General features: G+C 61.2%; 23 protein-coding genes. 14 read left to right on the top strand and 9 right to left on the bottom strand.

Going from position 1 to position 26,323, the window contains the following annotated elements:
• Positions 1–72: 72 nt before the first annotated feature.
• Positions 73–1,998, bottom strand: a complete 1,926-nt coding sequence (locus AC2444_RS08375) for an adenine deaminase (RefSeq protein ID WP_012757207.1) — start codon at positions 1,996–1,998, stop codon at positions 73–75.
• A gap of 224 nt (positions 1,999–2,222) precedes the next feature.
• Here AC2444_RS08375 and AC2444_RS08370 point away from each other — a divergent pair, with 224 nt between their 5' ends.
• From AC2444_RS08370 to AC2444_RS08345, 6 genes are all read left to right on the top strand, one after another.
• A complete protein-coding gene (locus AC2444_RS08370) occupies positions 2,223–3,263 on the top strand; it encodes an ABC transporter substrate-binding protein (RefSeq protein WP_012757206.1) in 1,041 nt (346 codons plus the stop codon).
• 131 nt (positions 3,264–3,394) lie between these two features.
• Entirely contained in the window at positions 3,395–4,219 is an 825-nt protein-coding gene (locus tag AC2444_RS08365; RefSeq protein ID WP_012757205.1) for an ABC transporter permease, read from the top strand.
• Complete coding sequence (locus AC2444_RS08360; protein WP_041935511.1) at positions 4,216–5,007, top strand: ABC transporter permease; 792 nt, start codon at positions 4,216–4,218, stop codon at positions 5,005–5,007. The genes AC2444_RS08365 and AC2444_RS08360 overlap by 4 nt, the downstream gene beginning before the upstream one ends.
• Before the next feature lie 7 nt (positions 5,008–5,014).
• Entirely contained in the window at positions 5,015–6,073 is a 1,059-nt protein-coding gene (locus tag AC2444_RS08355) for an ABC transporter ATP-binding protein (RefSeq protein WP_012757203.1), read from the top strand.
• A gap of 17 nt (positions 6,074–6,090) precedes the next feature.
• Complete coding sequence (locus tag AC2444_RS08350) at positions 6,091–7,488, top strand: M20/M25/M40 family metallo-hydrolase (protein WP_012757202.1); 1,398 nt, start codon at positions 6,091–6,093, stop codon at positions 7,486–7,488.
• A 138-nt stretch (positions 7,489–7,626) separates the two neighbouring features.
• Positions 7,627–8,892 (top strand): glycerate kinase type-2 family protein, encoded by a 1,266-nt coding sequence (locus AC2444_RS08345; protein WP_012757201.1) that lies wholly within the window; start codon positions 7,627–7,629, stop codon positions 8,890–8,892.
• 87 nt (positions 8,893–8,979) lie between these two features.
• Here the strand turns inward: AC2444_RS08345 and AC2444_RS08340 are convergent, their stop codons facing one another.
• Together AC2444_RS08340 and AC2444_RS08335 are read right to left on the bottom strand one after the other, a co-directional pair.
• On the bottom strand, positions 8,980–9,936 hold the full coding sequence (locus AC2444_RS08340; RefSeq protein WP_171815683.1) for an NAD-dependent epimerase/dehydratase family protein: 957 nt from the start codon (positions 9,934–9,936) through the stop codon (positions 8,980–8,982).
• A gap of 92 nt (positions 9,937–10,028) precedes the next feature.
• The gene (locus AC2444_RS08335; RefSeq protein WP_012757199.1) at positions 10,029–10,985 is read right to left on the bottom strand and encodes a lytic transglycosylase domain-containing protein; all 957 of its coding nucleotides are present in this window, start codon (positions 10,983–10,985) and stop codon (positions 10,029–10,031) included.
• Between the two features lie 221 nt (positions 10,986–11,206).
• Here AC2444_RS08335 and AC2444_RS08330 point away from each other — a divergent pair, with 221 nt between their 5' ends.
• Both AC2444_RS08330 and AC2444_RS08325 read left to right on the top strand, forming a co-directional pair.
• Entirely contained in the window at positions 11,207–11,929 is a 723-nt protein-coding gene (locus tag AC2444_RS08330) for a glutathione binding-like protein (RefSeq protein ID WP_012757198.1), read from the top strand.
• A 244-nt stretch (positions 11,930–12,173) separates the two neighbouring features.
• Positions 12,174–12,944 carry a gamma-glutamyl-gamma-aminobutyrate hydrolase family protein gene (locus tag AC2444_RS08325; RefSeq protein WP_017993734.1) on the top strand — a complete coding sequence of 257 codons (771 nt, stop codon included), beginning with the start codon at positions 12,174–12,176 and terminating at the stop codon, positions 12,942–12,944.
• 67 nt (positions 12,945–13,011) lie between these two features.
• Here AC2444_RS08325 and AC2444_RS08320 read toward each other — a convergent pair whose 3' ends face one another.
• From AC2444_RS08320 to AC2444_RS08295, 6 genes are read right to left on the bottom strand one after another with little or no spacing between them, the layout of a single operon-like run.
• The gene (locus AC2444_RS08320) at positions 13,012–13,671 is read right to left on the bottom strand and encodes a peroxiredoxin (protein ID WP_003538881.1); all 660 of its coding nucleotides are present in this window, start codon (positions 13,669–13,671) and stop codon (positions 13,012–13,014) included.
• Positions 13,668–13,922, bottom strand: a complete 255-nt coding sequence (locus AC2444_RS08315) for a hypothetical protein (protein WP_244432251.1) — start codon at positions 13,920–13,922, stop codon at positions 13,668–13,670. Before AC2444_RS08315 ends, AC2444_RS08320 begins: the two co-directional genes overlap by 4 nt.
• Before the next feature lie 42 nt (positions 13,923–13,964).
• Positions 13,965–14,963: a TRAP transporter substrate-binding protein gene (locus AC2444_RS08310; RefSeq protein ID WP_012757197.1), complete on the bottom strand. Its 999-nt coding sequence runs from the start codon at positions 14,961–14,963 to the stop codon at positions 13,965–13,967.
• Positions 14,964–14,976: 13 nt separating this feature from the next.
• Complete coding sequence (locus AC2444_RS08305; protein ID WP_012757196.1) at positions 14,977–16,809, bottom strand: TRAP transporter large permease; 1,833 nt, start codon at positions 16,807–16,809, stop codon at positions 14,977–14,979.
• Between the two features lie 24 nt (positions 16,810–16,833).
• Positions 16,834–17,964, bottom strand: a complete 1,131-nt coding sequence (locus AC2444_RS08300; RefSeq protein ID WP_012757195.1) for an LLM class flavin-dependent oxidoreductase — start codon at positions 17,962–17,964, stop codon at positions 16,834–16,836.
• A 14-nt stretch (positions 17,965–17,978) separates the two neighbouring features.
• Complete coding sequence (locus AC2444_RS08295) at positions 17,979–18,845, bottom strand: ABC transporter substrate-binding protein (protein WP_012757194.1); 867 nt, start codon at positions 18,843–18,845, stop codon at positions 17,979–17,981.
• Between the two features lie 220 nt (positions 18,846–19,065).
• Between AC2444_RS08295 and AC2444_RS08290 the strand changes: the two genes are divergently transcribed.
• The 6 genes from AC2444_RS08290 (at position 19,066) to nirB (ending at position 26,320) form a co-directional block, all read left to right on the top strand.
• Positions 19,066–19,431, top strand: a complete 366-nt coding sequence (locus AC2444_RS08290) for an ArsR/SmtB family transcription factor (protein WP_012757193.1) — start codon at positions 19,066–19,068, stop codon at positions 19,429–19,431.
• Between the two features lie 7 nt (positions 19,432–19,438).
• Positions 19,439–20,068, top strand: coding sequence for a glutathione S-transferase family protein (locus AC2444_RS08285; protein WP_128449067.1), 630 nt, complete (start codon positions 19,439–19,441; stop codon positions 20,066–20,068).
• A 134-nt stretch (positions 20,069–20,202) separates the two neighbouring features.
• Positions 20,203–20,790, top strand: a complete 588-nt coding sequence (locus AC2444_RS08280; RefSeq protein WP_018241751.1) for an ANTAR domain-containing response regulator — start codon at positions 20,203–20,205, stop codon at positions 20,788–20,790.
• Between the two features lie 34 nt (positions 20,791–20,824).
• Complete coding sequence (locus AC2444_RS08275) at positions 20,825–22,105, top strand: CmpA/NrtA family ABC transporter substrate-binding protein (RefSeq protein WP_171815682.1); 1,281 nt, start codon at positions 20,825–20,827, stop codon at positions 22,103–22,105.
• A 478-nt stretch (positions 22,106–22,583) separates the two neighbouring features.
• Entirely contained in the window at positions 22,584–23,852 is a 1,269-nt protein-coding gene (locus tag AC2444_RS08270; protein WP_012757189.1) for an MFS transporter, read from the top strand.
• 17 nt (positions 23,853–23,869) lie between these two features.
• Entirely contained in the window at positions 23,870–26,320 is a 2,451-nt protein-coding gene (gene nirB, locus AC2444_RS08265; protein WP_012757188.1) for a nitrite reductase large subunit NirB, read from the top strand.
• The last annotated feature ends 3 nt before the right edge of the window (positions 26,321–26,323 follow it).

The raw sequence follows: 26,323 nt of genomic DNA, 5'->3' as shown, positions 1-26,323 counted from the left end.
GGACTATGGTTAATGCTTTCTATTTGCTGCAGTAAGAAGATCAATCAGGTGGAAATTTAGCGGGCCGCGATGTCACCAGACAATCGGATGGGTTTTGCCGGTGAGCACGTTCACGAACCCCTCCGGCGCCAGCTCCGACGGCGCGACCAGCACCCAGCGCCAGGGCGAGCAGGTCAGTGTCGCAAACGACAGGCGTTCGGGAAATCCCGGCCACCATCGAGGCGAAAAAGTCGGCTCGTACATCCAGTCGATCCCGGCGCCGGCGGCATAAAGAGCCTGCATCTCCGCATCGAGTGCTTCGGCCGAACGCGCCGTCATCAGGCCGCCGACCTCGTAGTGGACGCGGGCGAGAATCTTGCCACGGGATACCAGCGCCCAGCCGCCCTGCTGCTCGTTCAGGGCATTGACTGATATCGCCATCGCCTCGTCGGAGGAGCCGACCGTCCAGATATTGTGCTTGTCGTGCCCGAGCGTGGAGGCGAGCGCCGTCTCCGGCGTGCGCGGTCCAGTGCCGAGCCAGAACATCCTGGAGACCTTGGCCTCTCCGGAAAACCGGTCGACAATCGAGAACTTGGTGACATTGCGCGCGGGATCCCGCTGCACGGCCCCCTCTTCCACCGGCAATTCCATGGTGATGAAATCGTCGTGCCAGTGAAACGGCCGCAAAAGTGCTGCGTTGACCGTGGTCCGGTTCGGCGGCGCCTCGATGCGGAAATCGTCAGCCGTGACCGTCCGGTCTATTTTCACGGTGCGCGTCGCCCATTGCGGCCAGTCGATTTCAGGACGCGCGCCTATGAATGTCGGTCCCTCGGATACCGGGCGCCCGTCCGCCCATACCTTTGCGATCGACAGGCTGGCGACATCGTCCAAAAGAACGATATCGGCGAAACGGCCCGGCGCGATCGACCCGACCCACGGCGTCAGCCGCATATGGCGTGCCGGATTGAGGGTGACGCACTGGATGGCGATCTCCGGCGCAAGGCCGTTTTCAATGGCGAGGCGGACATTGTGGTCGGTCGCACCGATTTTCAGCGTGTCCGAGGCGCTGCGGTCGTCGGTCACCAGGGCGATCTGCGACCAGTCCGTCAGCCCCTTGTCGATCAGCCCGCGGATGACCTCCGGCAGGGAATGCGGCCTGAGCTCGATGAAAAGACCGTGGAGGAGCTTCTGCCAGATTTCATCGAGAAACCAGCCTTCGTGATCGGAGGCGAGACCTGCCGCGGCAAAGGCATTGATCGAGGCCATGTCGCGCAGTCCGGCGCCGTGGCCTTCGACCACGCCGCGCTGCTCGAAGGTCGCGCCGATCATGCCCCACAGCCGATCGTAGGAGGGATTGCCAGGATCGGATATGGACGGCCAGTCCATGACCTCGTCGAGCCCGGCGACCATCAGGCTTTCGGAAAGGAAGGCCTTCTGTTCGTCGTAGCCGAACCAGCCGCCACCCCACTCATAGGCGGTCGGAGGGACGGCGGAGCCAGGCAGGGGAAAGATTTTCATCGGCGATCCGCGCCGGCGCGCTTCCAGCCAGAATTCCAGATTGCGGGCGCCGTTGACGTTGGAAAATTCGTGGCTCGCCTCGCATGTCCAGGTCACCCCATGCGGCATCACCAAAGCCGCCTCCCATTCCGGCGTCAGATGGGAGCTTTCGATATGTTTGTGTGCCTCGCCGAAGCCCGGCACGGCCGCAAGATCGGGCTCCGAGAACCGCTCGCTCACTTCGCCTTCGTAACTGCCGGCGGGGCCGACATAGGCGATACGGCGGCCCTTGATGACGATCTCCTGATCGTCAAGCCATGTCCTCGAATGGACATCGAGCAACCTTCCCACGCGCAACAGCCTGTCGGCGGGCCGGCGTCCGAGCGCCGTCAGCACGAGATCCTGGCGCGTCAGAACCTCGTCGGACGCGTTGATCAGCAGATCATCAGGAAGAACAGTGTGCGAAGTGGCCATGAATGGAATGCCCGTGAGAAGCTGGAACCGCCGGACCGTAGAGACCATGCCCGGATGTGTAAAGCGCTGATGGACCACACGTTTTGTGAGCGATGACCAAACGCCATCAACCGGGAGTTAGCTGATGGTCCGGTCCCAGAAAATTCTCCGCACAAGATCGTATTTGCCCAATTATTGAGCTTGCGGCCCGATCGATCAAAAAATAGTATCCCTCAAATCGTGGGGGTATGATCCCGATTGCCAACGCCGCTTTTCACAGAAGGACATTGCTCATGAAGGCCAGACGTTTTGCCCAAATCCTGTCTCTTGCGCTGCTTGCCGCCGTCGGCAACACCGCCGCGGCCCATGCGCAATCGAAGACGCTGACCATCTCCTGGTGGGGCTATAACGGCGAGAAGATGAATGCGAACATCATCACGCCCTTCAAGAAGATCTGCGGCTGCGAGATCGTGTTCGAAACCGGCAACAATGCCGACCGGCTCAACAAGCTGAAATTGCGCGATGGCAAGGGCGTCGATGTCATCTATCTCACCGACAGTTTCTCGCAGCTCGGCATCGAACAGGGACTGTTCCAGGAGATCGATGCGTCGAAGATCCCGAACCTTGCGGATATCTACGAACTGGGCAAGGCGCCTCAGGGCAAATACGGCCCGGCCTATACGATCGGACGCGTCGGCATCGTCTATGACTCCGCCAAGGTCAACCCACCGATCACCGCCTGGGGCGACCTGTGGCGCGACGATCTGAAGAGCTCCGTCTCCCTGCCCGGCATCACCACCACGGCCGGCCCACTGGTCGTTCTGGAAGCCGGCAAGCATGGTGGCGCCGATGCCTATGAAGACACCGACAAGGCCTTCTCGGAAATCGAGGCGCTGAAGCCCAATGTCGTCAAGAACTACAACACCGGCTCGGAGCTGGTGAACCTGATATCAACAGGCGAAGTGCGCGTTGCGCTGGCCCAGGACTTTACCCTGGCATCGATGCAGGCGGCCGTTCCGACGATGACGTGGGCCAAGCTCAAGGACGGCGATATCGCCACGCTGAACACCGTGAACATCCCGAAGGGTTCGGAAAATGTCGAACTCGCCCATCAGTTCATCAACTTCATCCTGTCAAAGGACGTCCAGCAGGCCGAAGCCGAACAAGGCGTCGATGCGCCGATCTCGACAAAGGTCAGCCTGACGCCGGACCAGGCGAAGATCTGGACCTATGGCCCGGATATGGTCGCGAGCCTTACCCGAATCGACTATGCCAAGATGAACGCTGCCAAGGCCGACTGGATCGATCGCTGGAACGAAGTCTTCGGTCAGTAAGCTGCGCGATATCCGACCTGAGGCCGGTTTATTGCCAGTCCTGGGCCAGACCTGGGCCAGACATGGAAGCGCCGCGCATCCGCATCCGAGATGCGGCGCTTCCGATATCAGGACATGCCACGAGTTTTAAGATGAAGCATTTTGCCAGGTGGGGATTGACGATGCCGGCGACGATTGCGGTCGTTGTGCTTCTCATCGTTCCCGTGGCCATCACCATCGCGGCGACGTTTGCGGAGCCGAAGGGCGTGTTTGCGCCCTATGTGACATTCTTCAGCAGCGGCTTTCGGCGGGCGGTTCTTTATCGGACGCTGGAGGTCGCCCTGGTCACGACGGCGATCTCCCTCACCGTGGGTTTCCTCACCGCCTATGTGATCGCGCAGATGCCCGGTCGCGCAAAGAGCATCATGATCATCGCGGCGGTTTTTCCGCTGCTGACCGGTGTTGTCGTCCGCTCCTTCGCATGGCTGATCATTCTCGGGAAAAACGGCATCCTGAACGCCATGCTGATCTCGACCGGCATTATCGGGGAGCCGCTTTCGATGCTCTACACCGAAGGCTCGGTGATCGTCGCCATGGTCTATCTCTTCGTTCCCCTGATGATCCTGACGCTGGTCGGGGTGCTTGAAGGCATCCCGCGCGATCTGATCGATGCCGCCGCCTCGCTCGGCGCGAGACCGCTGATGACATTCTTTCAGGTGATCCTGCCGCTCGCGACACCCGGCCTCATCGTCGGCGCGGTCCTGGTCTTCACCGGCAGCTTCACCTCCTATGCGACACCGCAACTGCTTGGCGGAGAAAAACAGATGATGATGGGGACCTTTCTCTACCAGCGCGCCATGGTGACTTTCGACTGGGTCGGTGCATCGACGATCGCCGCCATCATGGTGGTGCTGACGCTCGGCGTCGTCCTCATCATGAGCCGCATCGCGCGCCGGCTCAATCCGATGGCGGTGTGATGGACAGGCGCATTCACCCGACCCTCGCCGCCTTCGCGGCCTGCGTTTTCTTCTTCCTGCTCGCACCGCTGGTCATCATCATCGGTGCGGCCGTCAGCGACACGACCTATCTGACTTTCCCGCCGCAGGGCCTGACGTTGCGGTGGTTCGTCAATATCTTCGAAATCGAGGCCTTCCGCACCACCGCGATCACCAGCCTGCAGGTCGCTTTTCTCGGCACGGCGCTCTCCCTGCTGATCGGTGTCCCGGCCGCCTATGCGATCAACCGCTATCGGGTGGAATTGCCGCGCTGGCTGTCCACCATTTTCGTGCTGCCGATCCTGGTGCCGGAAATCGTCTTCGGATTCTCGCTAATGAAATCGGTGACGATCGGCCTCGGGCTGCCGATCTTCATCAGCCTGCTGGTCGGCCATGCCCTGCTGATCCTGCCCTATTCGGTGCGTGTCGTCGGCGCCAGCCTGGCGGCCTTCGATTTTTCCGTCGAGGAGGCGGCGATCAGCCTCGGTTGCCCGCCGCTGAAAACCTTCCTGACCGTGGTCCTGCCGAACATCCGCGCCGGCGTCATTGCCGCCTTCATCCTCGCCTTCATCACCTCGATCAACGACGTGTCGGTTTCGGTCTTCCTGACGGGGCCGGGCATCTCGACGCTGCCGATCCAGATCCTTGCGCATATGGAACAATTCTTCGATCCGACAATCGCGTCGGTATCGGTACTGCTGATGTTCGTCACAGTCGGCGTCATGGCCGTCGTCGAGGCCACGCTCGGCCTCACCTTCCTGACAAAGTAGAACGCTCTTGACCGTATCCCTCACCATCGATTCCATCTCCGCCCATTACGGCAGCACGCAGGTGCTCAAAGACCTGTCGATCTCAATCATGGCCGGGGAACTGGTCTCCCTGCTCGGCTCCAGCGGCTGCGGCAAGACGACGACATTGCGCCTCGTGGCCGGCTTTCTGCAGCCGAGCAGCGGCAGCATCAAGCTCGGCGAGCGCGACCTGACCGGCCTCCCCGCACATGCGCGCGACATCGGCCTGGTCTTTCAGAACTACGCGCTTTTTCCTCACCTGAGCGTGCAGGACAATGTCGCCTTCGGCCTGAGGCAGCGTCGTATTCCCCTGCCGGAACGGACGAAAAGAACGATGGCCATGCTGGAGCGTGTCGGACTTGCCGCCCTCGCCGACCGCCTGCCGTCGGCTCTGTCAGGCGGCCAGAAACAGCGTGTGGCTCTCGCCCGGGCCCTGGTCATCGAGCCGCCGCTTCTGATGTTCGACGAGCCGCTTTCCAATCTGGATGCAAAGCTCAGGATCGACATGCGCGTCGAGATCAGGCAGCTCCAGCGCGCCAACGGCACGACCTCGCTTTACGTCACCCATGACCAGGAGGAGGCATTCTCGATCTCCGACAGGGTTGCGATCATGAATGCGGGGCGCATCATGCAGCTTGACGCACCGGAGGTGCTGTATCGCCAGCCGGCCAACGCTTTCGTCGCCCGCTTCGTCGGCTTCGAGAACCTGATCGGCATGAAGGTGACCGCGCGCAACGGCGCGCTTGTGACCGCCGAAACAACCGGCGGCGCGCGGCTGCAGCTGTCTCAGGAAACATTCGGGCCAATCAAGGACGACTTCATACTGGCCTGCCGTGCAGACGGTCTTGCCGTCAGCCGTGACGGTGATGGCATCGCGGCCGTGCTCGGCACGCGCACCTATCTCGGCCGGGCCTATCAGTACAAATGCATGACATCAGCAGGAGAGATCACCGCCAATGGCGCGCTGTCCGACCCGCTGGAAACGGGCGCGTCCGCCGTGTTGACACCCGTGGCCGAGCAATGCTGCATTCTCGACCCGGAAGATTGAGCCGCTGAGGAGTAACGATGACCAGTGCCAACAATCAGCATATCGATGCCGTTCTTGCCCATGTGGACCGGAGCCTCGATGACAGCCTGGCGCGGCTTTTCGACCTGATCCGCATTCCGAGCATCTCGACCGATCCGGCCTATCGCGAACAATGCCGCACTGCCGCCGAATGGCTGAGCCGAGACCTAACGGACATCGGCTTCGAAGCATCGGTGCGCAAAACGACCGGCCATCCGATGGTCGTCGCCCATGAAAAGGCGGCGTCCGGACCGCATCTGCTGTTCTACGGCCATTACGATGTCCAGCCGGTCGATCCGCTGGCGCTGTGGAAGAGCGATCCGTTCGAGCCGCGCATGGAAGCCTTGCCAAACGGCGACACCGCGATCGTGGCGCGCGGTGCGTCCGACGACAAGGGGCAGTTGATGACCTTCGTCGAAGCCTGCCGCGCCTGGAAAAGTGTCACCGGGAAACTGCCAGTGCAGGTGAGCGTGCTGTTCGAAGGTGAGGAAGAGGCCGGCAGTCCGAGCCTCGCACCCTTTCTGGATACCACGGCAGAAGAATTGAAGGCCGATGCGGTTTTCGTCTGCGACACGGATATGTGGGATCGCGAAACGCCAGCCGTCACGACGATGCTGCGCGGTATCTTTAGTACGGAAATCGAAGTCACCTGCGCCGATCAAGACCTGCATTCCGGCATGTTCGGCAATGCCGCGCGCAATCCGCTGCAGGTGCTGTCAGACGTGGTTTCGAACCTGCGGCGCGCCGACGGTAGCGTCGCGGTCGAGGGTTTCTATGATGACGTGAAAGAACTCCCCGACTCCATCAAGGCGCTGTGGAAGAGACTGCCCTTCGACGAGAAGGCCTTTCTTCGCGATATCGGCCTGAGAGATCCGGCCGGCGAGGCAGGCCGTTCCGTCCTCGAACAGATCTGGGCGCGCCCGAGCTGCGAAATCAACGGCATGAGCGGCGGCTATACCGGCGAAGGCTTTAAGACGGTCATTCCGGCAAAGGCGAGCGCCAAGATTTCGTTTCGCCTGGTGGAGGGACAGGATCCTTACGCGATCCGCGATGCATTCCAGCGGTACGTGCGCGAGCGAATCCCAAGAGATTGTTCGGTCAGCTTCAGGGATTACGGGCTTTCGCCGGCAACCGTCATGCCGATAGACAGTCCGTTTCTCACCAGGACGCTTCAGGCGCTTTCGACGGAATGGCAATGCGAAGCAGCCCTTGCCGGCACCGGAGGCTCGATCCCCATCATCGGCGAATTCAAACGGCGGCTCGGATGCGATGCCCTGCTGGTCGGCTTCGCCCGCTTCGACAACCGCGTCCACAGCCCGAACGAAAAATACGATCTCTCCAGCTTCCATAAAGGCATACGATCCTGGGTTCGCATCCTGGCCGCCCTCGCCGACTGACGCGGGTGTATCGCGCCGCGCGGCTTTTCGAGAGCGGCAAAGGACGCTGTAACACTTTGAATTGCTGCATTATGCAGTAGGCTATGGTGCAGCAAGCGCCCCACATCACCATCGACACCGAGGCAGCAGAGACCACCGATGACGATAACCGCTCCCCGCGATTTCCTGAAAGGCCTGTTTGACGCGGCGGTTCGCGCCGCCGATCCGCTGACCGGCATCAAGGCGCATCTGCCTGAAACGCCGAAGGGAAGGACCGTGGTGATCGGTGCCGGCAAGGGCGCGGCGCAGATGGCGCGGGCGCTCGAAAGCGTCTGGGACGGGCCGCTCGAAGGTGTGGTGGTCACCCGTTACGGCTATGGCTGCGAGACACGCGGCATCGAGATTATCGAGGCCGCCCATCCGGTGCCGGATGCGGCTGGCCTTGCCGCCGCAAAGCGGCTGACCGAGACGGTGAACGGGCTGACGGAAGACGATCTGGTGATCGCGCTGATCTGCGGCGGCGGCTCGGCGCTGCTGCCCGCCCCACCGGACGGGCTGACCCTTGAAGACGAGATCGCGCTCAACGAAATGCTGCTTGCCTCGGGCGCGCCGATTTCGGCGATGAATGTCGTGCGCAAGCATCTCTCCACCATCAAAGGCGGAAGACTTGCGGCAGCGACCAAAGCGAGGGTCGTCAGTCTGATCGTCTCCGACATTCCCGGCGACAACCCGGCTCATGTCGCCTCCGGGCCGACGGTGCCTGATGGTTCGACACGGCACGATGCGCTCGAGATCATCAGACAATACGGATTGCAGCTGCCGCAGGCAGCACTCGACCATCTGAACTCGCCGAAAGCCGATGCACCGCGGCCGGACGATCCGATATTCTTGCGGCACGCGCATCACATCATCGCCTCCGCCGGCGTTTCGCTGGAGGCGGCTGCCGCCCTGGCGAAGTCGCAGGGGATCGAGCCGGCCATTCTTTCGGATGCGATCGAGGGGGAATCGCGCGACGTGGCGCTGGTGCATGCGGCCATCGCCCGCGAAGTGTCGGGCCGGAACCGGCCGTTTCCGAAGCCGGTCGTCATCCTTTCCGGCGGCGAGACGACGGTGACGCTGAGAACCAAGGGTGGCAAGGGCGGACGCAACGGCGAATTCGCGCTCGCCATGGCGCTTGCGATCGACGGACAGGAGGGCATTCATGTCCTCGCCGCCGACACGGACGGGATCGACGGCTCGGAGGATAATGCCGGCGCCTTTGTCGATGGCGGCACGGTGAGGCGCCTGCGCGCCGCCGGGCTCGATCCGCGCCGGCTGCTCGACGGCAATAACAGCTATTCGGGCTTTGCGGCCACCAGCGATCTCTTCGAAACCGGCCCGACCGGAACCAATGTCAATGATTTCAGGGCTATCCTGATCCGTTAGAGCAATTTCAGGAAAAGTGCGAAGCGGTTTCCCGTCCGGAATTGCGTAAAATAAAAGCAGCCGACCGCTACGCGCGGCGCTGGCGGATCAGGTCTCGATCCGCCCCTGCCCGACCAGCCAACCCACGGATTCCTGCACCGCCTGCAGGGAGGTGTATCTCGGAGTGTAACCGAGCAGGCGTCCGGCTTTTGCGATCGAACAATTCGGGCTGCGGGCAATATGTTCCCAGGTCGCCTTCGCATCCTCAGCCGTCTGACTTTCGGCCCAGGCGTCGAATGGGGCGAAGCTGAGCTTCGGCTCGTGCCCGAACCAGCGAGACATGGATTCGGCATAACCGCGAAGGGTCAATGCCTGCTCCGAAACCGCGTGGAAACTTTCGCCGGTCGACGCATTCCAGTTGGCGATCGCATCCATGAACATCGCCGCCACGTCATCGGCATGGACGTGATGAACGGTCTCCAAGCCGAAATGGGGCAACGCCAGGGTCTCTCCGCGGGCAAGGGTTGAAAAGACCTGCAGGTTGAAATTGCCGGCCGGATTGAGCGGCGTCCAGCCGGGACCGACAATGTGCCCGGGATGGATGATGGTTGCCGGAAATCCGCGAAGCCTTGCCTGCTGCAGCAGATAGGTTTCGATTGCCGCCTTCTGCGTCCCATAGTCGCCGAAGGGAAATTTCGGCGTCTCCTCCAGCGTGGGTACGACCGTCGAATGGCCATGCGTCCAGATCGTGCCGGTATGCAGGAAGTGACCGACATGCCCCGACAGCGCCGTCACCAGATGCTCGGCACTTTCCAGCGAGAAGCAGATCATGTCGATGACGATGTCGGCTTTCACACCACGCACGGCCGGGCCGAAATCACCCGTCTGCTCCATCGCTGCCCGATCCATCTGACGCTGATCGACGGCAGCCCAGGCGTGGTTTGCCGTATAGGGCTTTGCCGTGCCGCGGCTGATCGTGACGACGTCGTGACCGGCTTCCACCAGACGGGGAACGAGATAGGTTCCGACATGGCCCGTTGCTCCGATTACCAAAACCCGCATCATCGTTCCTCCCTTGGCATTTCCGTGTTGAATATGCTGCGCTTGGGTGATCCTGCAAGCGGACTTTTCGTGATCAAGGGGCTGGACCAGGCCCGCTATCGATTTTTGAAAACAAGGCAGGTGCCGCCGTGTTTGCGGATCTGGTTGCAGAGGTTGTTGGCGTCCATGCGCGTCTGCCGGCCGATGCGGGCAGCATAACGTGGGCGAAAACCAAAGCTGCGATCACGCTGGCGCAAGATCAGCGGCTGCTCCGCATTCAGGGGCGCGGGCAGATCCTGCACGGCATCGAGAAACATTCGCCTGACTATCGCGACATTCGCATTCGCGGCGATCTGGACGCCCCAGGGCGCCCATTCACCCTCCTGACGCCAGGGCGTGTCCTTTAACGTCCGTCTCTCCGCAAGCGCCACGCAGCCGTCCAGGAAGGACTTGTCCTTGTCGAGCGGGGCAGCCGCGTCTTCCGGCGGATTATCCTTCCATTCCTCGACCGTATGCGCGGTGATTGCCAGGACGTAACCGCGCGTGTCGTAAGGTAATCTCCCTGACGTAAGGTAAGAGGAAAGTCCATTTTCGCCGGCATTGTAGGCAGCGGCGGCAAGGCCGAGATTGCCGAAACGATTGCGCAATTCGTTGAGATACTGCGCCGATTTCCGCAGGGCTTCCAATACCTGGTAGCTGTCCTCGAGACCGCGCAGTTTCGCCGTTCCGGGCATGAATTGCGCAATCCCCTGCGCTCCCTTGAAGCTAACGGCATCGGGGCGAAAGGTGCTTTCCCGCCAGATGAGACGGGCGAAATAATCCGGCGGCAAGTGACTGGCGCTGGCGAAATGCTCGATCGCGACGCAAAGATCGCGGTTGAAACTATCTTTCCGGATGCAGAGCGTCTCACCGGATCCCAACGCCGAAGGTCCCGAATACAAGCAGGCCGCCGGCCCGACGCTCCCCTCAGGCTGGGCCTTTACCGTGTCCACTTGGGAAAACAGAAGACAGAGCGAAAGCATGGCCTTGGCCAATCTCTTCCCAATGTCGGACTGACGTTTTCGGCGTGTCATCGGATCTCATGAGGTTCGAACTTCCATCGCGACGCTGGATTCTAGATACCATCGATCAAGGCGCGACGCTTCCCCATTTCCATATCTGCACCTCGGTTGTTGGCACGGACGGTCACAGGTTTCTAATTTCGCCATCGATTTTGGAACAAACATATTCGACCTGCCATGGTCGTAGCGGCATCCTGTTTGCCAGGAAGTCCCGAGCGAACGAGGATACGCAGATGATTGATCTCCACTACTGGCCGACGCCGAACGGCAAGAAGGTCTCGATCTTCCTGGAGGAAACCGGCACGCCCTACCGGCTGGTGCCGGTCAATATCGGCCGAGGCGACCAGTTCAAGCCTGATTATCTCAAACTCAACCCCAATCACCGCATGCCTGCCATCGTCGATCACGAGCCTGCCGATGGCGGCGGTCCGTTGAGCGTGTTCGAATCCGGCGCGATCCTCTTCTATCTCGCCGAGAAGACCGGCAAATTCTGGCCGCAGGATCTGCGCGGCAAATACGAGGTTACGCAATGGGTGATCTGGCAGATGGCGAACCAGGGGCCGAAGCTCGGCGAGGCAGGTCACTTCCGTCGCCTTGGCGATCGCGAAGGCGATCAGTCCTATGCGGTGCGGCGCTTCACCGACGAAGCCAACCGCCTCTACGGCGTTCTCAACATGCGGCTTCGCGACCGGCGCTATCTGGCCGGTGACGAATTCACCATCGCCGATATCGTCAGCTATCCATGGACCGTCAACTGGCAGGCACAGGGTCAGGACATCAACGAGTTCAAGCATTTCAAGCGATGGTTCGAGGAGGTCGGCGCAAGACCTGGCGTCCAGCGCGGCCTTGCGGTCGGCGCCGATCTTAGCACCGACAACAGTAAGCTCTCAGAAGAGGAACAGGCACGCATCCGCAAGATCCTCTACAACCAGCGCGCCCTTCCCGTTCCGGATTGAGCATCGGCTCGGCCAAGGAAATTCGCTTCTCCGAGCTTCGCCTTGTTCAGGCTTTTTACGGACCTGCCTTGGCGGTCGCAAAAGCTCTTGCACCTGCATCGCGACCAAGGATAACCATATAGTGACAACCGAGCCGGCAGTCAGCCCGGGGCCGGTTCCGGTTTCGCGGCGTTGCAAATCACCTGCCCGAGGGGCCAGGCGGCTTGGGTAGCAGCTGGCGTTGCGACTTGGGGTGTGACAAGCAATGGCAAGACCTGTAATCGGCATCATCGGGAACGCCCGCATCATCGAAAGCCGATTCTCGACCCAGCTTGTCGGAGAATACAATTTGCGGGCTGTGGCCGATGTCGCCGAAGCGTTGCCGCTGATGTTTGCCGGCAATCCTAAACTGGCCGATATCGCGGATCTGCTGGCTGTCGTCGACGGCATTCTGCTGACGGGTGCCAGAGCCAATGTCCATCCCAGCCGATTCAACATGGTGCCGGATCCCAAGCATGAGCCTTATGATGAGGATCGTGACGGGCTGGCGCTGCCCTTGATCGAAGCCTGTGTTGCGCAAGGCGTTCCTATTTTCGGCATATGCCGCGGTTTTCAGGAAATGAATGTCGCCGCCGGGGGCTCGCTGCATCCCGAAATCCGGGAATTGCCCGGACGCATGAACCACCGGATGCCGCGCCTTGAGACCGGCGAGATCCATCCCGACCCCACCATCGTTTTCGGCGATCGTCACGATGTTCGACTTATAGAGGACGGGATGTTTGCGCGCATCCTCGGCCGGGAGACGATCCGGGTGAACTCCCTGCATGGACAGGGAATCCTCGAACTTGGTGAGAGGGTCGTTGCCGAAGGCATTGCCGAGGACGGGACGATCGAGGCGATACGGTTCAAGGACGCGTCGGGATTTGCTCTGGGTGTGCAATGGCATGCCGAATACGATCCGCAAACCAACCCTGTTAATCGTGCGCTGTTTCAGGCATTCGGCGATGCGGTGAGAGCTCATAAAGCCATCGCTTAGTCTGATCAATAAAAAGCCGCCGCGAAGTGCTTTCGCGGCGGCTTGAGGAATGGCTTGAAAGCAGTAGTCAGGCCGTCGGCTGCTTGGTCTTCCTGAGATAGGGCAGAACCGTATCGAAGGAGCCGAAACGCGTGATCGCGTCTTCGTTGGAAACCGCGGCGGTGATGATGACGTCTTCGCCCTGGTTCCAGTTCGCCGGTGTGGCCACCTGGTGCTTGGCCGTCAGCTGGATGGAATCGATGGCGCGCAGGATCTCATTGAAATTGCGGCCCGTCGTCATCGGATAGGTCAGAATCAGCTTGATCTTCTTATCGGGACCGATGATGAAGACCGAACGCACGGTGGCGTTGTCGGCAGGCGTACGGCCTTCCGAGCTCTCGCCGGCGCCGGCCGGCAGCATGTCGTAGAGCTTGGCGACCTTGAGGTCCTTGTCACCGATCAGCGGATATTCGACGTCGAAGCCGGTGGCGGTCTTGATGTCGTTTTTCCATTTGGCGTGGCTTTCCACCGGATCGACGGAGATGCCGATGACCTTGGCGCCACGCTTGGAAAATTCCCCGGCCAGGCCGGCCATGGCGCCGAGCTCGGTCGTGCAAACCGGCGTGAAATTCTTCGGATGCGAGAACAGGACGGCCCAGCCGCTGCCGATCCACTCATGGAAGCTGATCGGTCCCTGGGTGGTATCGGCGGTAAAATCGGGGGCAATATCGTTGATGCGTAAGCTCATGGTCGGCCCTCCAAAGCCTTGTGTTCAATGTTGTTTATCTCAAATCGAGGCCATGGGATCCGTCCGCCGGAAGCGGTAGCAACATTGCGGTCAACAGGATCGCACCGGCCGAAGGTAAAAACTTCCCATTCCAGGATTTTAAGTAAGTCATATACCACGATCACCGAAGGCATGCTCTTTCGATTTCCGGCCTGCTCCGGCATTATTTTTCCGGCAAGTGCGCGCGATGAAGAGACCGATGGTTTTTCCATCGGTCCCCGTTCAAAGCTGCAGGAGAACCGTCCGCCGCTTGCTCAGGCGGCCTGGATCGATTTGATCCTGTCGATGCCGCCGACAACCGGCGCGAAATCGTCCCACACCCCCTGGGCGCCCTTCTGCCATTCGTCGAAGGCTTCCGGCTTCAAGAGTTTTCCGCCGTTGGCAAGCGCCGTCTCGACGGATTTGGATTCGTCATCGACGATCAACTGGTTGAAATAGGCAGCCCCCTCGCTGGAGGCCTGCTGGAACACCGCCTTCTGCTCGTCATTGAGGCCGGCCCAGAAGGTCGAGGCATAATAGATGACGCCGGATGCCCAGATGTGGCCGGTCTCGGTCATATCGGGCACGACCTCGTAGAGCTTGAAGCCGGCATAGGCCGACTTGGTCAGATCCATCGCGTCGGCGACGCCGGTTGCGAGCGCATTATAGGTCTCGGTGATCGGAATGCCGATCGGCGTCGTGCCGAATGCGCTCCAGAGCTTGGTGTGCAGAGGGCTCTGGATGACGCGAATGCGCTTGCCCTTGAGTTGTTCTGGCCGCGTCACCGGCTCCTTGGTCAGGAGATGGCGGGCGCCGTAATTGATGAAATCGCCGACGACGAAATTCTGCGCCTGCAGTTTCTGCTTGAGATCGGCGCCGACATCACCGGCGACGGTCCTGCGAACATGGTCGGCATCGCGGAAGAGAAAGGGCAGATCGAGGATCTGCAGTTCCGGCGCCCAGCCGGAGAGCGACGAGACCGTCGAGAGGCTGGCCTGGATGGAGCCGAGGCGCACGCCTTCGGCCACTTCCTTCTCGCCGCCGAGCGCGCCGTTCCTGACGATATTGAACTTGAACTGGCCGGGGAGTTTCGCTTCGACCAGTTCGCCGATCTTCACCCAGATCTTCGTTTCCGGCTTGTCGTCACCGAGCAGCGAGGCGATCGTGATCGTCGTCGTGCGGGCGGCGGCCGTGCGGACGAAGGCGGGCGCTGCAAGCGCCGTTCCGGCGAGAGCTGCGGTCTTCAGGAAATTGCGTCGGTTGAAATTGTCCATGGGGTTGTCCTGTTTACGAGAAGATGATGGCCCATGCGCAGAGGATTGCGAGCGAGACCAGGAGAGCGAGCAGATAGGGAACCACCGCCCGAAAGAGCTCTGAGGCGGGAATGCGCGTGACGCCGCTGACGACGAAGATCAGCATGCCGAGCGGCGGTGTGAGTCCGTGGATCATCAGGTTGACGACGATGATCACCCCGAACTGGATGGGATCGATACCGGCGGCGACCGCTGCCGGCAGCAGGATCGGGCCGAAGAGTAGGATCGCGGCGCCGATATCGAGAACGAGGCCGACGACCAGCAGGATGACATTCGACAGCAGGATGACCGTAAGCGCGCTGCCGCCGAGCACTGTCGTCAGGTGCGAGATCAGTCCGGACACGTCGTCGACCGCCAGCAAAAAGGCAAAGGGGCCGGCCGTGCCGATGAGAAGGCCGATCGCCGCCGCTTCGACTGCTGCCTGACGGAAGGCGGCATAGAGCGAGAGAATGCCGAGGCGCGCGCCGATGCCGAGCAGCAGCGTGTAGAAAGCAGCAAGAGCGGCTGCTTCCGTGGTCGTGACGATACCGATGCGGATGCCAACGACGACGATGACGCCGAGCCCGAAAGCCGGGATTGCCTGGACCGCCGATTGCCAGCGCTGTCTCGCATTTGCGCGCGGCAAGGGCACCTGTTCGCTGACCGTCAGATGGATTGCGACCGCCAGGCATATGGCCATCAAGCCGCCGGCAAAGAAGCCGCCGACGAGCAGCGAACCGACGGAGAGATTGGTCGCGGTCGCAAGGATGAGAAATGCGATCGACGGCGGGATGACATTGTCGAGAACCGATGTCGAGGCGATGATCGCCGCCGCCTGCGCCGGCCGATAGCCGTGTTTGACCAGCTCGGGCTGGAAGGTCGAGGCGCCGAAGGCGGCATTTGCAACCGACGAGCCGGAAGCGCCGGAAAAGAGGACGCTGGTCAACAGTGTCGTCTGCGCCAGCCCGGCCCGGCGATGTCCGACCATTGCGGCGGCGAAGCGCACGAGCTGGTTGGCGACGCCGGAAGCCGTGAGAAGACCGCCAGCGAGCAGGAAGAAGGGAATGGCGAGCAGCAGGAATTTCGAGACGCCGGTGACCGTCGCGGAGACGATCGCCGGCTCCGGCAGGCTGCTGCCGAAGGCGATGACGACATAGGCCGCGGCAAGAAAGGCGTGCGGCAGCGGCGCAGCAAGCACGAGGCCGACCGCGGCGATCAACCCCAGGAAGATGCTCGGCGGCCAGTCGAGATCGAGCGAGACATGCGGGATGCCGGCATAGAGCGCGACACCGACGGCAAGCGAGATCACAACCGGCAGGATCTTGCCTTCGGCGATGCGCTGCAGAAGCAGCACGACGAGGATCAGTGCGCCGCCAGCGCCGAGGAAGCCGAAGCGGATCCATTCCGGCACGCCGAGCGTCGGCGAGACGCCGCCAAGCATCGTCATGATCTCGCTGCCGCCGAAGCTCAGGATCAGCGCCGAAAGCACGGTGAAGACGTCGGCGCCGATCGGCGTGACCTTCTGCAGGTTTTCCGGCAGCATCTTGACGAAGACGTCGAGGCGCATGGCAAGCGCGCTGTTGAGGCCGAGCGGCGCGCCGAGCGCGATCAGGCCCACATGCAGCCAGATGCCGAGATCCTCGGCACCGATGAAGCCGGCGCTGAAGAAATAGCGCAGGCAGACGGTGACGAGCACCATCACGAGCAGCACGGCCAGAACGACTGCCGCGGCAATGCCGAGAATCGCCTCGATCGCCCGCAGCAGGCGCGCTGCCACCCCGCTATCCGGAGCGGTTTGTTCGATCGGATGAAATTCACTGGTGGCCACAAAACTTACCTTCTGGCGAGAGGATCAGGCGCTCTTGACGGTCGAAAGATCGCGATCGAAGAGCGTCGACCAAGTGTAGTTCCGCGCCTTCGAGACTTCCCTGCTGACATCGAGCCGCGGCAGCACCTTTTCGCCGAAACGATAGGCTTCCTCAAGCAGCGGCATGCCAGAAAGAATGAAAGTGTCGACGCCAGCCTTCTGATAGGCTTCGAGCGTGCGCAGAACCGTATCCGGCGAACCGACGATCGCCGTACCCGGGCCTGGCCTGACCAGACCGATCCCGGCCCAGAGGTTCGGCGCAACTTCGAGATCGCGCAGGTTTTCCGGCTTGAGGCCGCCATGCAGTGCGGTCATGCGCTGCTGGCCGACGGAATCGCTTCTTGCGACGAAGCGCTGGTTGGCGGCGATCGCCGCATCGTCCATGCGACCATAGAGATCGGCCGCCGCCTCCCAGGCCTTTTCGTCGGTGTCGCGAACGATGACATAGAGGCGGATGCCGTATTCGAGTTCACGCCCGTAGTGGGCGGCGCGCGCCTTCACCGCCTCGACCTTCTCGCCGATCTGGGCGGGCGTCTCGCCCCAGGAGAGATAGGTGTCCACATGTTTTGCCGCGACCTCCAGCGCCTTGTCCGAGGAGCCGCCGAACCAGAGCGGCGGCGGTGCGATGCTCTCGCCGACCGGCAAGGCGAGCTTGGCGCCGTCGGTCGAGAAATACTTGCCCTGATAAGTGACGCTCTCGCCGGCAAAGAGCCGGTGCCATAGCTGAAGATATTCGTCCGCCATGTCGTAGCGCTCGTCATGCGGCAGCGTCATGCCATAAGCGCCGAGCATCTTGGCGTCGCCCGAGACGACATTGATCAGCAGCCGGCCGCGGGCGAATTCCTGAAAGGTCGCCGCCATCTTGGCAAGCAATGTCGGCGCGACGAGACCGGGATGGATGGCGACGAGAAAGCGTAGCCGCTCGGTGTGGGCAAGCAGCGCGCTGGCCAGCACCCAGACGTCGTGGGCGCCGGTCGCAAACAGGGCGCCGGTGTAACCCAGATGGTCATAGGCCTGGGCAAGCTGCTTGTAGTAGCCGTAGTCGACCTGGCGAGAGCCTTCCGGCTGCCAGGGATAGGCGCCGTCGGGCGCGCACATGTACCAGAAAACGTTCATCGCCTGATTCCTTGTTATCTCGTCGTTTCCCGGCGTTTCAGCACGATGGGCTTGGAGAAATGGCCGTGACGCAGCAGCGTGTCGGCCTCTTCCTGCTGTTCGGCGATGATCTCATCGTCGATCGGAAAGACCGTGAAATCGCGCGAACGCACCACTTTTTCCCAGGCGTCGATATCCGTTCTCCCGCGGTCGCCAGATCCGCCGCGGTCGCCAGATGCAAGAAGCCGGGCGGCGGCACGCGGATCGGCAGTGATCTCGACGCCGATCCGGCTGAGCTCGGAGACGATTGACCGGATCTCCTCCGCGGAAAGGCCGTTCCGCTCCAATGTCCAGAACAAAGAACGGTTGGGAATGGCCGCGCCACAGCGGACGATCAATCTGACGTCATCGCGCTCCAGCGCCTTTTCGAGACGCGGCGACATGGCAACCCAGGCATCGACGCGCCCTTCGAGCAGGTCCGCGAGCGAATCGCGCGCGCCGCTTTCGACGCGCTCGCGCTCGACATCCGGCAGGCTCAGTCCCTCGCCTTCCAGGCTGCGGGCTAGGAGATAGGTGTGAAACGAACCGTCGATCAGCGAGATCCGACGACCTTTCAGTTCAGCGACGGAGCCGATCGGACTGCCGCGCCTGACGAAGACGGCGCCGTTGGCAGGGCGCGGCGCCGAGGCAGCGACATATTCGACGCCGAGCCCACGCATATCCGCCTCGATCGGCGGCGTGGAGCCCGTGCCGCCGAGATCGATGTCGCCACTTTCCAGCAGCGCCGCCGTATCGCGGCCTTCGGCATAGGAGATGAATATCGGCTGCAGATCGACGAAAGCGCCGGGCCAGAGCCGCGCGAGGCGAAGATGCAGATTGTTGGGATGAACACCAATTTTCATTCTGTGCGACCGATGACGTAGCTCCTAGTAATCAATTTACTTTTTTATAAATTGATTACTAGGAAGCGATTGTCGTCGACGAGCGGAAATCGGATTGCATATTCCATAAAATCTAGAGGCAATAAAATCTTTTATCGGTTTGACCGAAGTGGGTTTCTTGGCAGTTGAAATTTCACCTCCGTCACTTTACTTTTTTATAGAACATTCAAGGACGATGCCGTTGACGAAGCCCGTTTCCTCAAGAGTCTGCCGCGATGTCGGAGCAGCCAGCGAATTGCTGAAGCTGATCGCCAATTCCAACCGCCTGGCGATCGTCTGCTACCTCATGGAGACGGAAGCCTCGGTCTCTGGGATGGAGGACGAACTCGGTATCCGCCAGCCGACGCTTTCCCAGCAGTTGAGCGAGCTTCGCGAGGCCGGTGTGATCGAAGGACGCCGCGACGGCAAGGCGATCGTCTATCGCGTCATCGATCCGCGCGTCGAGACAATCGTGCAAACTCTGCGGGACATGTTCTCTGGCCTCGACGATGTCACCGGGCGCTTCGGAATGACGAAGCTGCCGGTCGACGAAATGATGTTCGATTGAACCTGGGATGATCGACCTCTATACTTGGATCACGCCGAATGGCTTGAAGGTCTCGATCGCACTCGAGGAGTTCGGCCTCGCCTACCGCCCCCACACGATCGACATCACCAAGGGGGATCAATTCCAGCAGGATTATCTCGCCATCAATCCGGGTGGCAAGATTCCTGTTATCGTCGATCACGAGACCGGCATCACGCTTGCCGAATCCGGCGCCATCCTGCTCTACCTCGCCGAAAAGACCGGCCGCTTCCTGCCCCGGCATGGTGCCGCCCGGCATCACACGATCGAATGGCTGATGTGGCAGATGGGCGGCTTCGGGCCGACGCTCGGCAACGCCCATTATTTCCTGACCTACAATGCAGGTGAAGCGCCGTTCGCAGAGGATCTCTTTCGCAGGGATACCCGCCGCCTGTACGAGACGTTGAACGTGCGGCTCGAAGGCCGCGACTATCTCGTCGACGATTATTCCATCGCCGACATGGCGGTCTGGCCCTGGGTTTCCCGTTTTAAGCGCCACGAGATCGACCTGAATGCATTCCCGAACATCAAACGATGGTATCTCAGGCTTGCGGCGCGGCCACAGGTCAAGCGCGGCTATGACGTTCCCCATTTCACATCCGAAATACCGCAGCCCTGAAGACTTTGCCGACGCGGTATATTGATCCCGCCCGAAATTTCGGCAATTTGATTATTTTTTGCGCACACCTATTTTTGCACATTTTTCAGGCGAACGCCTTGCTAAATTTGCTGCACTGCGTCATGAATATAGCAATGACGCATCTCGATCTGACAATTCTGGTGATCGACGAAAATGCCATTCGCGCCTCCATCATCGAAGAAGGCCTGCGCGAGGCAGGGCATGTGCGCGTCACCGTGGTGCATGAGGTCAACGGCATCGCGCGAATCATCGAAACGCTGATGCCCGACGTGATCATCATCGATATCGAGAATCCCAACCGCGACATGATGGAGCACCTGTTCCAGCTGACGCGCACCGTCAGCCGCCCGATCGCCATGTTTGTCGATCGCTCCGACACAGCCTCGATCGAGGCTGCCGTCGATGCCGGCGTCTCGGCCTATATCGTCGACGGATTGAAGAAGGAACGCGTCAAACCGATCCTCGACATGGCCGTCAGCCGCTTCAATGCCTTCAACCGGCTACGGCGGGAGCTTGCCGATGCCCGCTCCGCGCTGGAGGAACGCAAGCTGGTCGAGCGCGCCAAGGGCATATTGATGAAGATGCGCGGCCTCTCCGAGGAAGAGGCTTTCGCCCTGCTGCGCCAGACAGCGATGAACGAAAAGAAGAAGATGTCGGAAATTGCCCAGAGCGTCGTCACTGCCGCGGGGCTGTTGATGTAATGGCCGACCTGATGAATTTCCGGAGGAAACCGGAGTGGATATGATGACAACGACCTCCAACTCCGGCGACGACATGCCGTCGCCCGTGCGGGTGAACAGCGAAGGACCGAAAGTGCTGCGGGCCGGTTTCATTCCGCTCGTCGATGCATCGGTGCTGATTGCGGCGGCGGAATTCGGCTTCGCGCGGAAGGAAGGCCTGACGCTCGATCTCGTCAAGGACGTCTCCTGGGCGAATGTGCGCGACCGCCTGGCATTCCGCCAGTTCGACATCGCCCACATGCTGTCACCGATGCCCGTCGCCTCCATGCTCGGTCTCGGCTCCAATCCCTCACCGACGATCACGCCATTTTCGCTGGGGCGCGGCGGCAACGCGATCACGCTATCGACGCGGCTCTTCGACAGGATGCGGAATGACGTGGGATTGCCGGAAACGGCAAGCGCGCTCGACAATGCCCGCGCCCTGGCAAAAACATTGGCGGCAATGAAGGCCCGCGGCGAGCCGCTGCCGACTTTCGGGGTCACCTACCCCTTCTCCTCGCACAATTACGAATTCCGCTACTGGCTGGCAGCCGGCGGCATCGATCCCGACAAGGATGTCAAGCTCGTCGTCGTGCCGCCGCCCATGACTTCGGATGCGCTGGCGGCCGGTGCGATCGACGGTTTCTGCGTCGGTGCGCCGTGGAACATGGTCGCTTCAGAGCGCGGCGTCGGCCGCATCGTCGCCGCCAAACAGGATATCTGGCCGTCGGCACCTGAAAAGGTGATCGGCATGCGGCCGGACTGGGCGGAAAGCCATCCGGAAACCGTTTCCCGGCTGATCGTGGCGCTCGACGCGGCAGCCCAGTGGTGCGATCGGCCGGAAAATCACGATGCGCTGGCGGCAGCTCTTGCCGACCCGCGCTATATCGCTGCCCCCGTCGAAATCATTCGCCGTGTGCTCGCCGGCGAATTCAGCCTCGACGCAAAGGGCAACCGCCGCATCATCGCCGATTATTTCATGTTCCATTCCGGCTTCGCCAATTATCCCCGGCCAAGCCATGCTCTTTGGATCTACAGCCAGATGATCCGCTGGGGACAGGCCGAGATCAGCCTTAACATGGCAAGGGCCGCAGCATCCGCTTACCGCCCGGATCTCTATCGCACGGCTCTCGGTGACGACAAATCACCTGAAGATGCCGATATCCGCATCGAAGGCAGTGACGAGGGCGACCGTTTCATGGACGGCCACGTCTTCGACCCGGCGAGGTTGCCGGACTATGTCGCAGGTTTTGCCGTCAAAAGCGCCCTCGCCTTCGTTTGCGACGACGAGGTTTAACCGATGCCGGCCTGCACAAAACGCCAGCAAGTATCTGCCCGCCTCACGACAAGCGCACAAAATATTTGCATGAGCGGGTGGCCGCCCGAAAAACAAGCAGGCGGCGCGTTTCGTAAAATATCATTTGTATTCAGTGGATTGAACGCAGATCACAAAACTGGCACGCAGTTTGCATGATCTTTATTGCACCGGTCAATGGCGATCAGCGCAGAGTGAGTGATAGACGCTCGCGGAAGATACAGAGACTGCTCTTCGGTTTGAAGAGGTAGGTTTTTAGCTTGAGCAATCCGGCCAACGGATTGCTTCCAGGCAAGTGGGCCAGAAGGCCCAAGAATTCGGCGTCCAACGGCGGGCGCCACCAGCAAAGCCGCTGATCAGGATATTTTGCGCGCCTCGGGTATGCGCGTCCTGACCAGCGGCTTTTTGTTTTAACCCTCAGCGATGGATCGGCACGACCTTGTCGGGCCTCGGAGAAGTTATGTCTGTCATCGAGAAATCACAGTTCATGTCCGCCGGCGAACCAGCCAAGGCATTGTGGATCTCCACTGTAGCCTTCACCCTCTGTTTTGCCGTCTGGACGATCTTCGCGATCATCGGCATTCGCATCAAGCAGGATCTCGGCCTGAACGAGGCCGAGTTCGGATTGCTGGTCGGCACCCCCGTGCTCACCGGTTCGCTCGTGCGCATCGTCCTTGGCATCTGGACGGGGCGTTACGGCGGCCGTCTCGTCTACACGCTGACCATGCTGGCCGCCGCATTGGCGACCTTCCTGCTCTCTTACGCCCAGACTTATACGCAGATGCTGATCGCCGGCCTCGGCGTCGGCCTCGCCGGCGGCTCCTTCGCGGTCGGTGTCGCCTATGTCTCGCCTTTCTTCCCGGCTGAGAAGCAGGGAACCGCGCTCGGCATCTTCGGTGCCGGCAATGTCGGCGCCGCCGTGACCAAGTTCGCCGCTCCCTTCGTGCTGCTCGCATGGGGCTGGCAGGCGGTTGCGGAGATCTGGGCCGTCTGTCTGGCGCTTATGGCAATCGTCTTCTGGTTCACCACGACCGATGATCCGGCCTTCCGTCTCCGCCGCGAACGCCGCGCTGTCTCCAAGAGTTTCGCGCAGGAATTCGCGCCGCTGCAGAACGTTCAGGTCTGGCGCTTCTCGCTCTACTATTTCTTCGCCTTCGGAGGCTTCGTCGCCCTGTCGCTGTGGCTGCCGCGTTATCTGGTCGGCGTCTACGGCTTCAACCTGGAAACCGCCGGCATGGTCGCCGCCGCCTATTCCATCCCGGGCAGCATCTTCCGCGCCTTCGGCGGCGTGCTGTCGGATAAAAAGGGCGCGCGCAGCGTGATGTATACGATGCTTGCCGTGTCGGCCGTCGCCACTCTCATCCTTTCGCTGCCGGCTGCTTCTGGTGGCGGGGCGGGTCCGGCGTTCGGCATCACCCCTGTCATCTTCATCGTCGTCATCTTCGTGCTCGGCTTCTTCATGAGCCTCGGCAAGGCTGCCGTCTACAAGCACATTCCGGCCTACTACCCCGAAAACGTCGGCGCAGTCGGCGGTGTCGTCGGGATGATGGGCGGCCTTGGCGGCTTCATCCTTCCAATTGCCTTTGGCCTCCTCAAGGACATGACCGGCCTTTGGTCCAGCTGTTTCCTGCTGCTCTTCGCGATCGTCGTGATCTCTCTCATCTGGATGCACCTGTCCGTAAAGCAACTGTCGCGCCAAGGGCATTCGGCGCCCGTGGCTGCAACCTGATCTAAGGACCTGGAAATATGACCGAAAAACTCGTCATCATCGGCAATGGCATGGCGCCCGGGCGCATGCTGGAGCACCTCTTCGAGCAGGCGCCGGGACGCTATGAAGTTACGATCTTCAATGCCGAGCCGCGCGTCAATTACGACCGCATCATGCTGTCGCCGGTTCTCTCCGGAGAAAAGGACTACGAACAGATCATCATTCACGGTGACGGCTGGTATATCAAGCACGGCATCATGCTCTACAAGGGCCACAAGATCGTCAACATCGATCGTGCCGCCAAGACCGTCACCTCCGACCACGGCGTCACCGAAAGCTACGACAAGCTGGTGATCGCAACCGGTTCCGTGCCTTTCATCATCCCTGTTCCCGGCAAGGATCTGCCTGGCGTCATCACCTATCGCGATCTCGACGACGTGCAGGCGATGCTGCTTGCCGCTCAGTCGCGCGAAAAGGCTGTCGTCATCGGCGGCGGCCTGCTTGGCCTGGAAGCGGCGGCCGGCCTTGCCCAGCGCGGCATGGACGTCACCGTGCTGCACGTCATGCCGACGCTGATGGAGCGCCAGCTCGACCCCGCCGCCGGTTATCTGCTGCAGAAGGCAGTCGAGGAACGCGGCATCAAGGTCATCTGCAAGGCCAATACCAAGGCGATCGTCGGCAACGGCAAGGTCGAGGGCATCGAGCTTGACGACGGCCGCATCATCCCGGCAACGCTGGTCGTCATGGCCGTCGGCATTCGTCCAAGCGTCGGCCTGGCAAAGGACGCCGGCATTGCGGTCAATCGCGGCATCGTCGTCGATGCCGGCATGCAGACCTCGGACGGCAATATTCTCGCGCTCGGCGAATGCGCCGAGGTGGGCGGCATGGTCTATGGTCTCGTTGCGCCGCTCTATGAAATGGCCCGCATCGCCGCCGCGCATCTCTCCGGCGATCGCTCGCCGGCCTTCGTTCACGCGGATACGCCGACCAAGCTCAAGGTCACCGGCATCGAGCTTTATTCACTCGGCGATTTCGCCGATGGCGACGACCGCGAGGAGATCGTGCTGCGCGATGCCAGCGCCGGCGTCTACAAACGCCTGGTGCTGAAGGACAATAAGATCATCGGCACCGTGCTTTACGGCGAAACCGCCGATGGTGCCTGGTTCAACGACCTGAAGAAGAAGGCGACCGATATTTCGGAGATGCGCGAGACGCTGATCTTCGGACAGGCCTATCAGGGAGGGTCGCCGCTGGACCCTATGGCGGCCGTTGCAGCCTTGCCGGATGACGCGGAGATTTGTGGCTGCAACGGCGTATGCAAGGGCAAGATCACCTCGACGATTTCAGGCAAGGGGCTGACGTCGCTCGACGACGTACGCGCTCACACGAAGGCATCCGCCTCGTGCGGTTCCTGCACCGGCCTTGTCGAACAACTCATGGCGCTGACGCTCGGCGACAGCTACAATCCGACTGCGGTCCAGCCGATGTGCACCTGCACCGAACTCGGCCATGACGACGTTCGCCGGCTGATCAAGGCCAAGGGTCTGAAGAGCATCCCTGCCGTCATGCAGGAGCTCGAGTGGAAGACCTCCTGCGGCTGCGCCAAATGTCGGCCGGCACTCAACTATTACCTGGTCAGCGACTGGCCGGACGAATATGCCGACGACTATCAGTCGCGTTTCATCAATGAACGCGTGCATGCCAACATCCAGAAGGACGGCACCTACTCCGTCGTTCCGCGCATGTGGGGCGGCGTCACCAATTCGAACGAGCTGCGCGCTATCGCCGATGTCGTCGACAAGTTCGAGATCCCGATGGTGAAGGTCACCGGCGGCCAGCGTATCGACCTGCTCGGCATCGAGAAGGAAGACCTGCCCGCCGTCTGGGCCGATCTCGGCAAGGCCGGTTTCGTCTCCGGCCAGGCTTATGCCAAGGGCTTGCGGACGGTGAAGACCTGCGTCGGCTCCGACTGGTGTCGCTTCGGCACCCAGGATTCCACCGGCCTCGGCATCCGCATCGAGAAGTTCATGTGGGGTTCCTGGACGCCGGCCAAGCTGAAATTGGCTGTGTCCGGCTGCCCGCGCAACTGCGCGGAAGCAACCTGCAAGGACATCGGCGTGATCTGCGTGGATTCCGGTTTCGAGATCCATTTCGCCGGTGCGGCCGGCCTTGACATCAAGGGCACGGAGGTCCTCGGGCTTGTCCGGACCGAGGACGAGGCGCTGGAGTATATCGTGGCGCTGACGCAGATGTACCGTGAGCAGGCCCGTTACCTCGAGCGCATCTACAAGTGGGCAAAGCGCGTCGGCCTGGAGGAAATCCGCCGCCAGATCATGGGTGATGCCGAAAAGCGCAAAGCCTATTACGAGCGCTTCGTCTTCAGCCAAAAATTTGCCCAGATCGACCCCTGGTCGGAGCGTGTTTCCGGCAAGGACAAGCACGAGTTCAAGCCGATGGCGACGATCGGCTATCCGCAGGCTGCAGAGTAAGGA

The sequence above is a fragment of the Rhizobium sp. WSM1328 genome (assembly GCF_057653715.1).
The sequence above is the reverse complement of the archived record's forward strand: the minus strand, read 5'-3'. Positions and strand labels throughout refer to the sequence as shown.

Bases quoted from the DNA above. Each gene is read 5' to 3' on its own strand.
- AC2444_RS08280 (WP_018241751.1), top strand. From the start codon at position 20,203: ATGACGCATCTCGATCTGACAATTCTGGTGATCGACGAAAATGCCATT.
- AC2444_RS08310 (WP_012757197.1), bottom strand. From the start codon at position 14,963: ATGGACAATTTCAACCGACGCAATTTCCTGAAGACCGCAGCTCTCGCC.
- nirB (WP_012757188.1), top strand. From the start codon at position 23,870: ATGACCGAAAAACTCGTCATCATCGGCAATGGCATGGCGCCCGGGCGC.
- AC2444_RS08345 (WP_012757201.1), top strand. From the start codon at position 7,627: ATGACGATAACCGCTCCCCGCGATTTCCTGAAAGGCCTGTTTGACGCG.
- AC2444_RS08295 (WP_012757194.1), bottom strand. From the start codon at position 18,845: ATGAAAATTGGTGTTCATCCCAACAATCTGCATCTTCGCCTCGCGCGG.
- AC2444_RS08325 (WP_017993734.1), top strand. From the start codon at position 12,174: ATGGCAAGACCTGTAATCGGCATCATCGGGAACGCCCGCATCATCGAA.
- AC2444_RS08350 (WP_012757202.1), top strand. From the start codon at position 6,091: ATGACCAGTGCCAACAATCAGCATATCGATGCCGTTCTTGCCCATGTG.
- AC2444_RS08270 (WP_012757189.1), top strand. From the start codon at position 22,584: ATGTCTGTCATCGAGAAATCACAGTTCATGTCCGCCGGCGAACCAGCC.
- AC2444_RS08285 (WP_128449067.1), top strand. From the start codon at position 19,439: ATGATCGACCTCTATACTTGGATCACGCCGAATGGCTTGAAGGTCTCG.
- AC2444_RS08320 (WP_003538881.1), bottom strand. From the start codon at position 13,671: ATGAGCTTACGCATCAACGATATTGCCCCCGATTTTACCGCCGATACC.
- AC2444_RS08330 (WP_012757198.1), top strand. From the start codon at position 11,207: ATGATTGATCTCCACTACTGGCCGACGCCGAACGGCAAGAAGGTCTCG.
- AC2444_RS08300 (WP_012757195.1), bottom strand. From the start codon at position 17,964: ATGAACGTTTTCTGGTACATGTGCGCGCCCGACGGCGCCTATCCCTGG.
- AC2444_RS08315 (WP_244432251.1), bottom strand. From the start codon at position 13,922: ATGGAAAAACCATCGGTCTCTTCATCGCGCGCACTTGCCGGAAAAATA.
- AC2444_RS08370 (WP_012757206.1), top strand. From the start codon at position 2,223: ATGAAGGCCAGACGTTTTGCCCAAATCCTGTCTCTTGCGCTGCTTGCC.
- AC2444_RS08340 (WP_171815683.1), bottom strand. From the start codon at position 9,936: ATGATGCGGGTTTTGGTAATCGGAGCAACGGGCCATGTCGGAACCTAT.
- AC2444_RS08365 (WP_012757205.1), top strand. From the start codon at position 3,395: ATGAAGCATTTTGCCAGGTGGGGATTGACGATGCCGGCGACGATTGCG.
- AC2444_RS08375 (WP_012757207.1), bottom strand. From the start codon at position 1,998: ATGGTCTCTACGGTCCGGCGGTTCCAGCTTCTCACGGGCATTCCATTC.
- AC2444_RS08335 (WP_012757199.1), bottom strand. From the start codon at position 10,985: ATGACACGCCGAAAACGTCAGTCCGACATTGGGAAGAGATTGGCCAAG.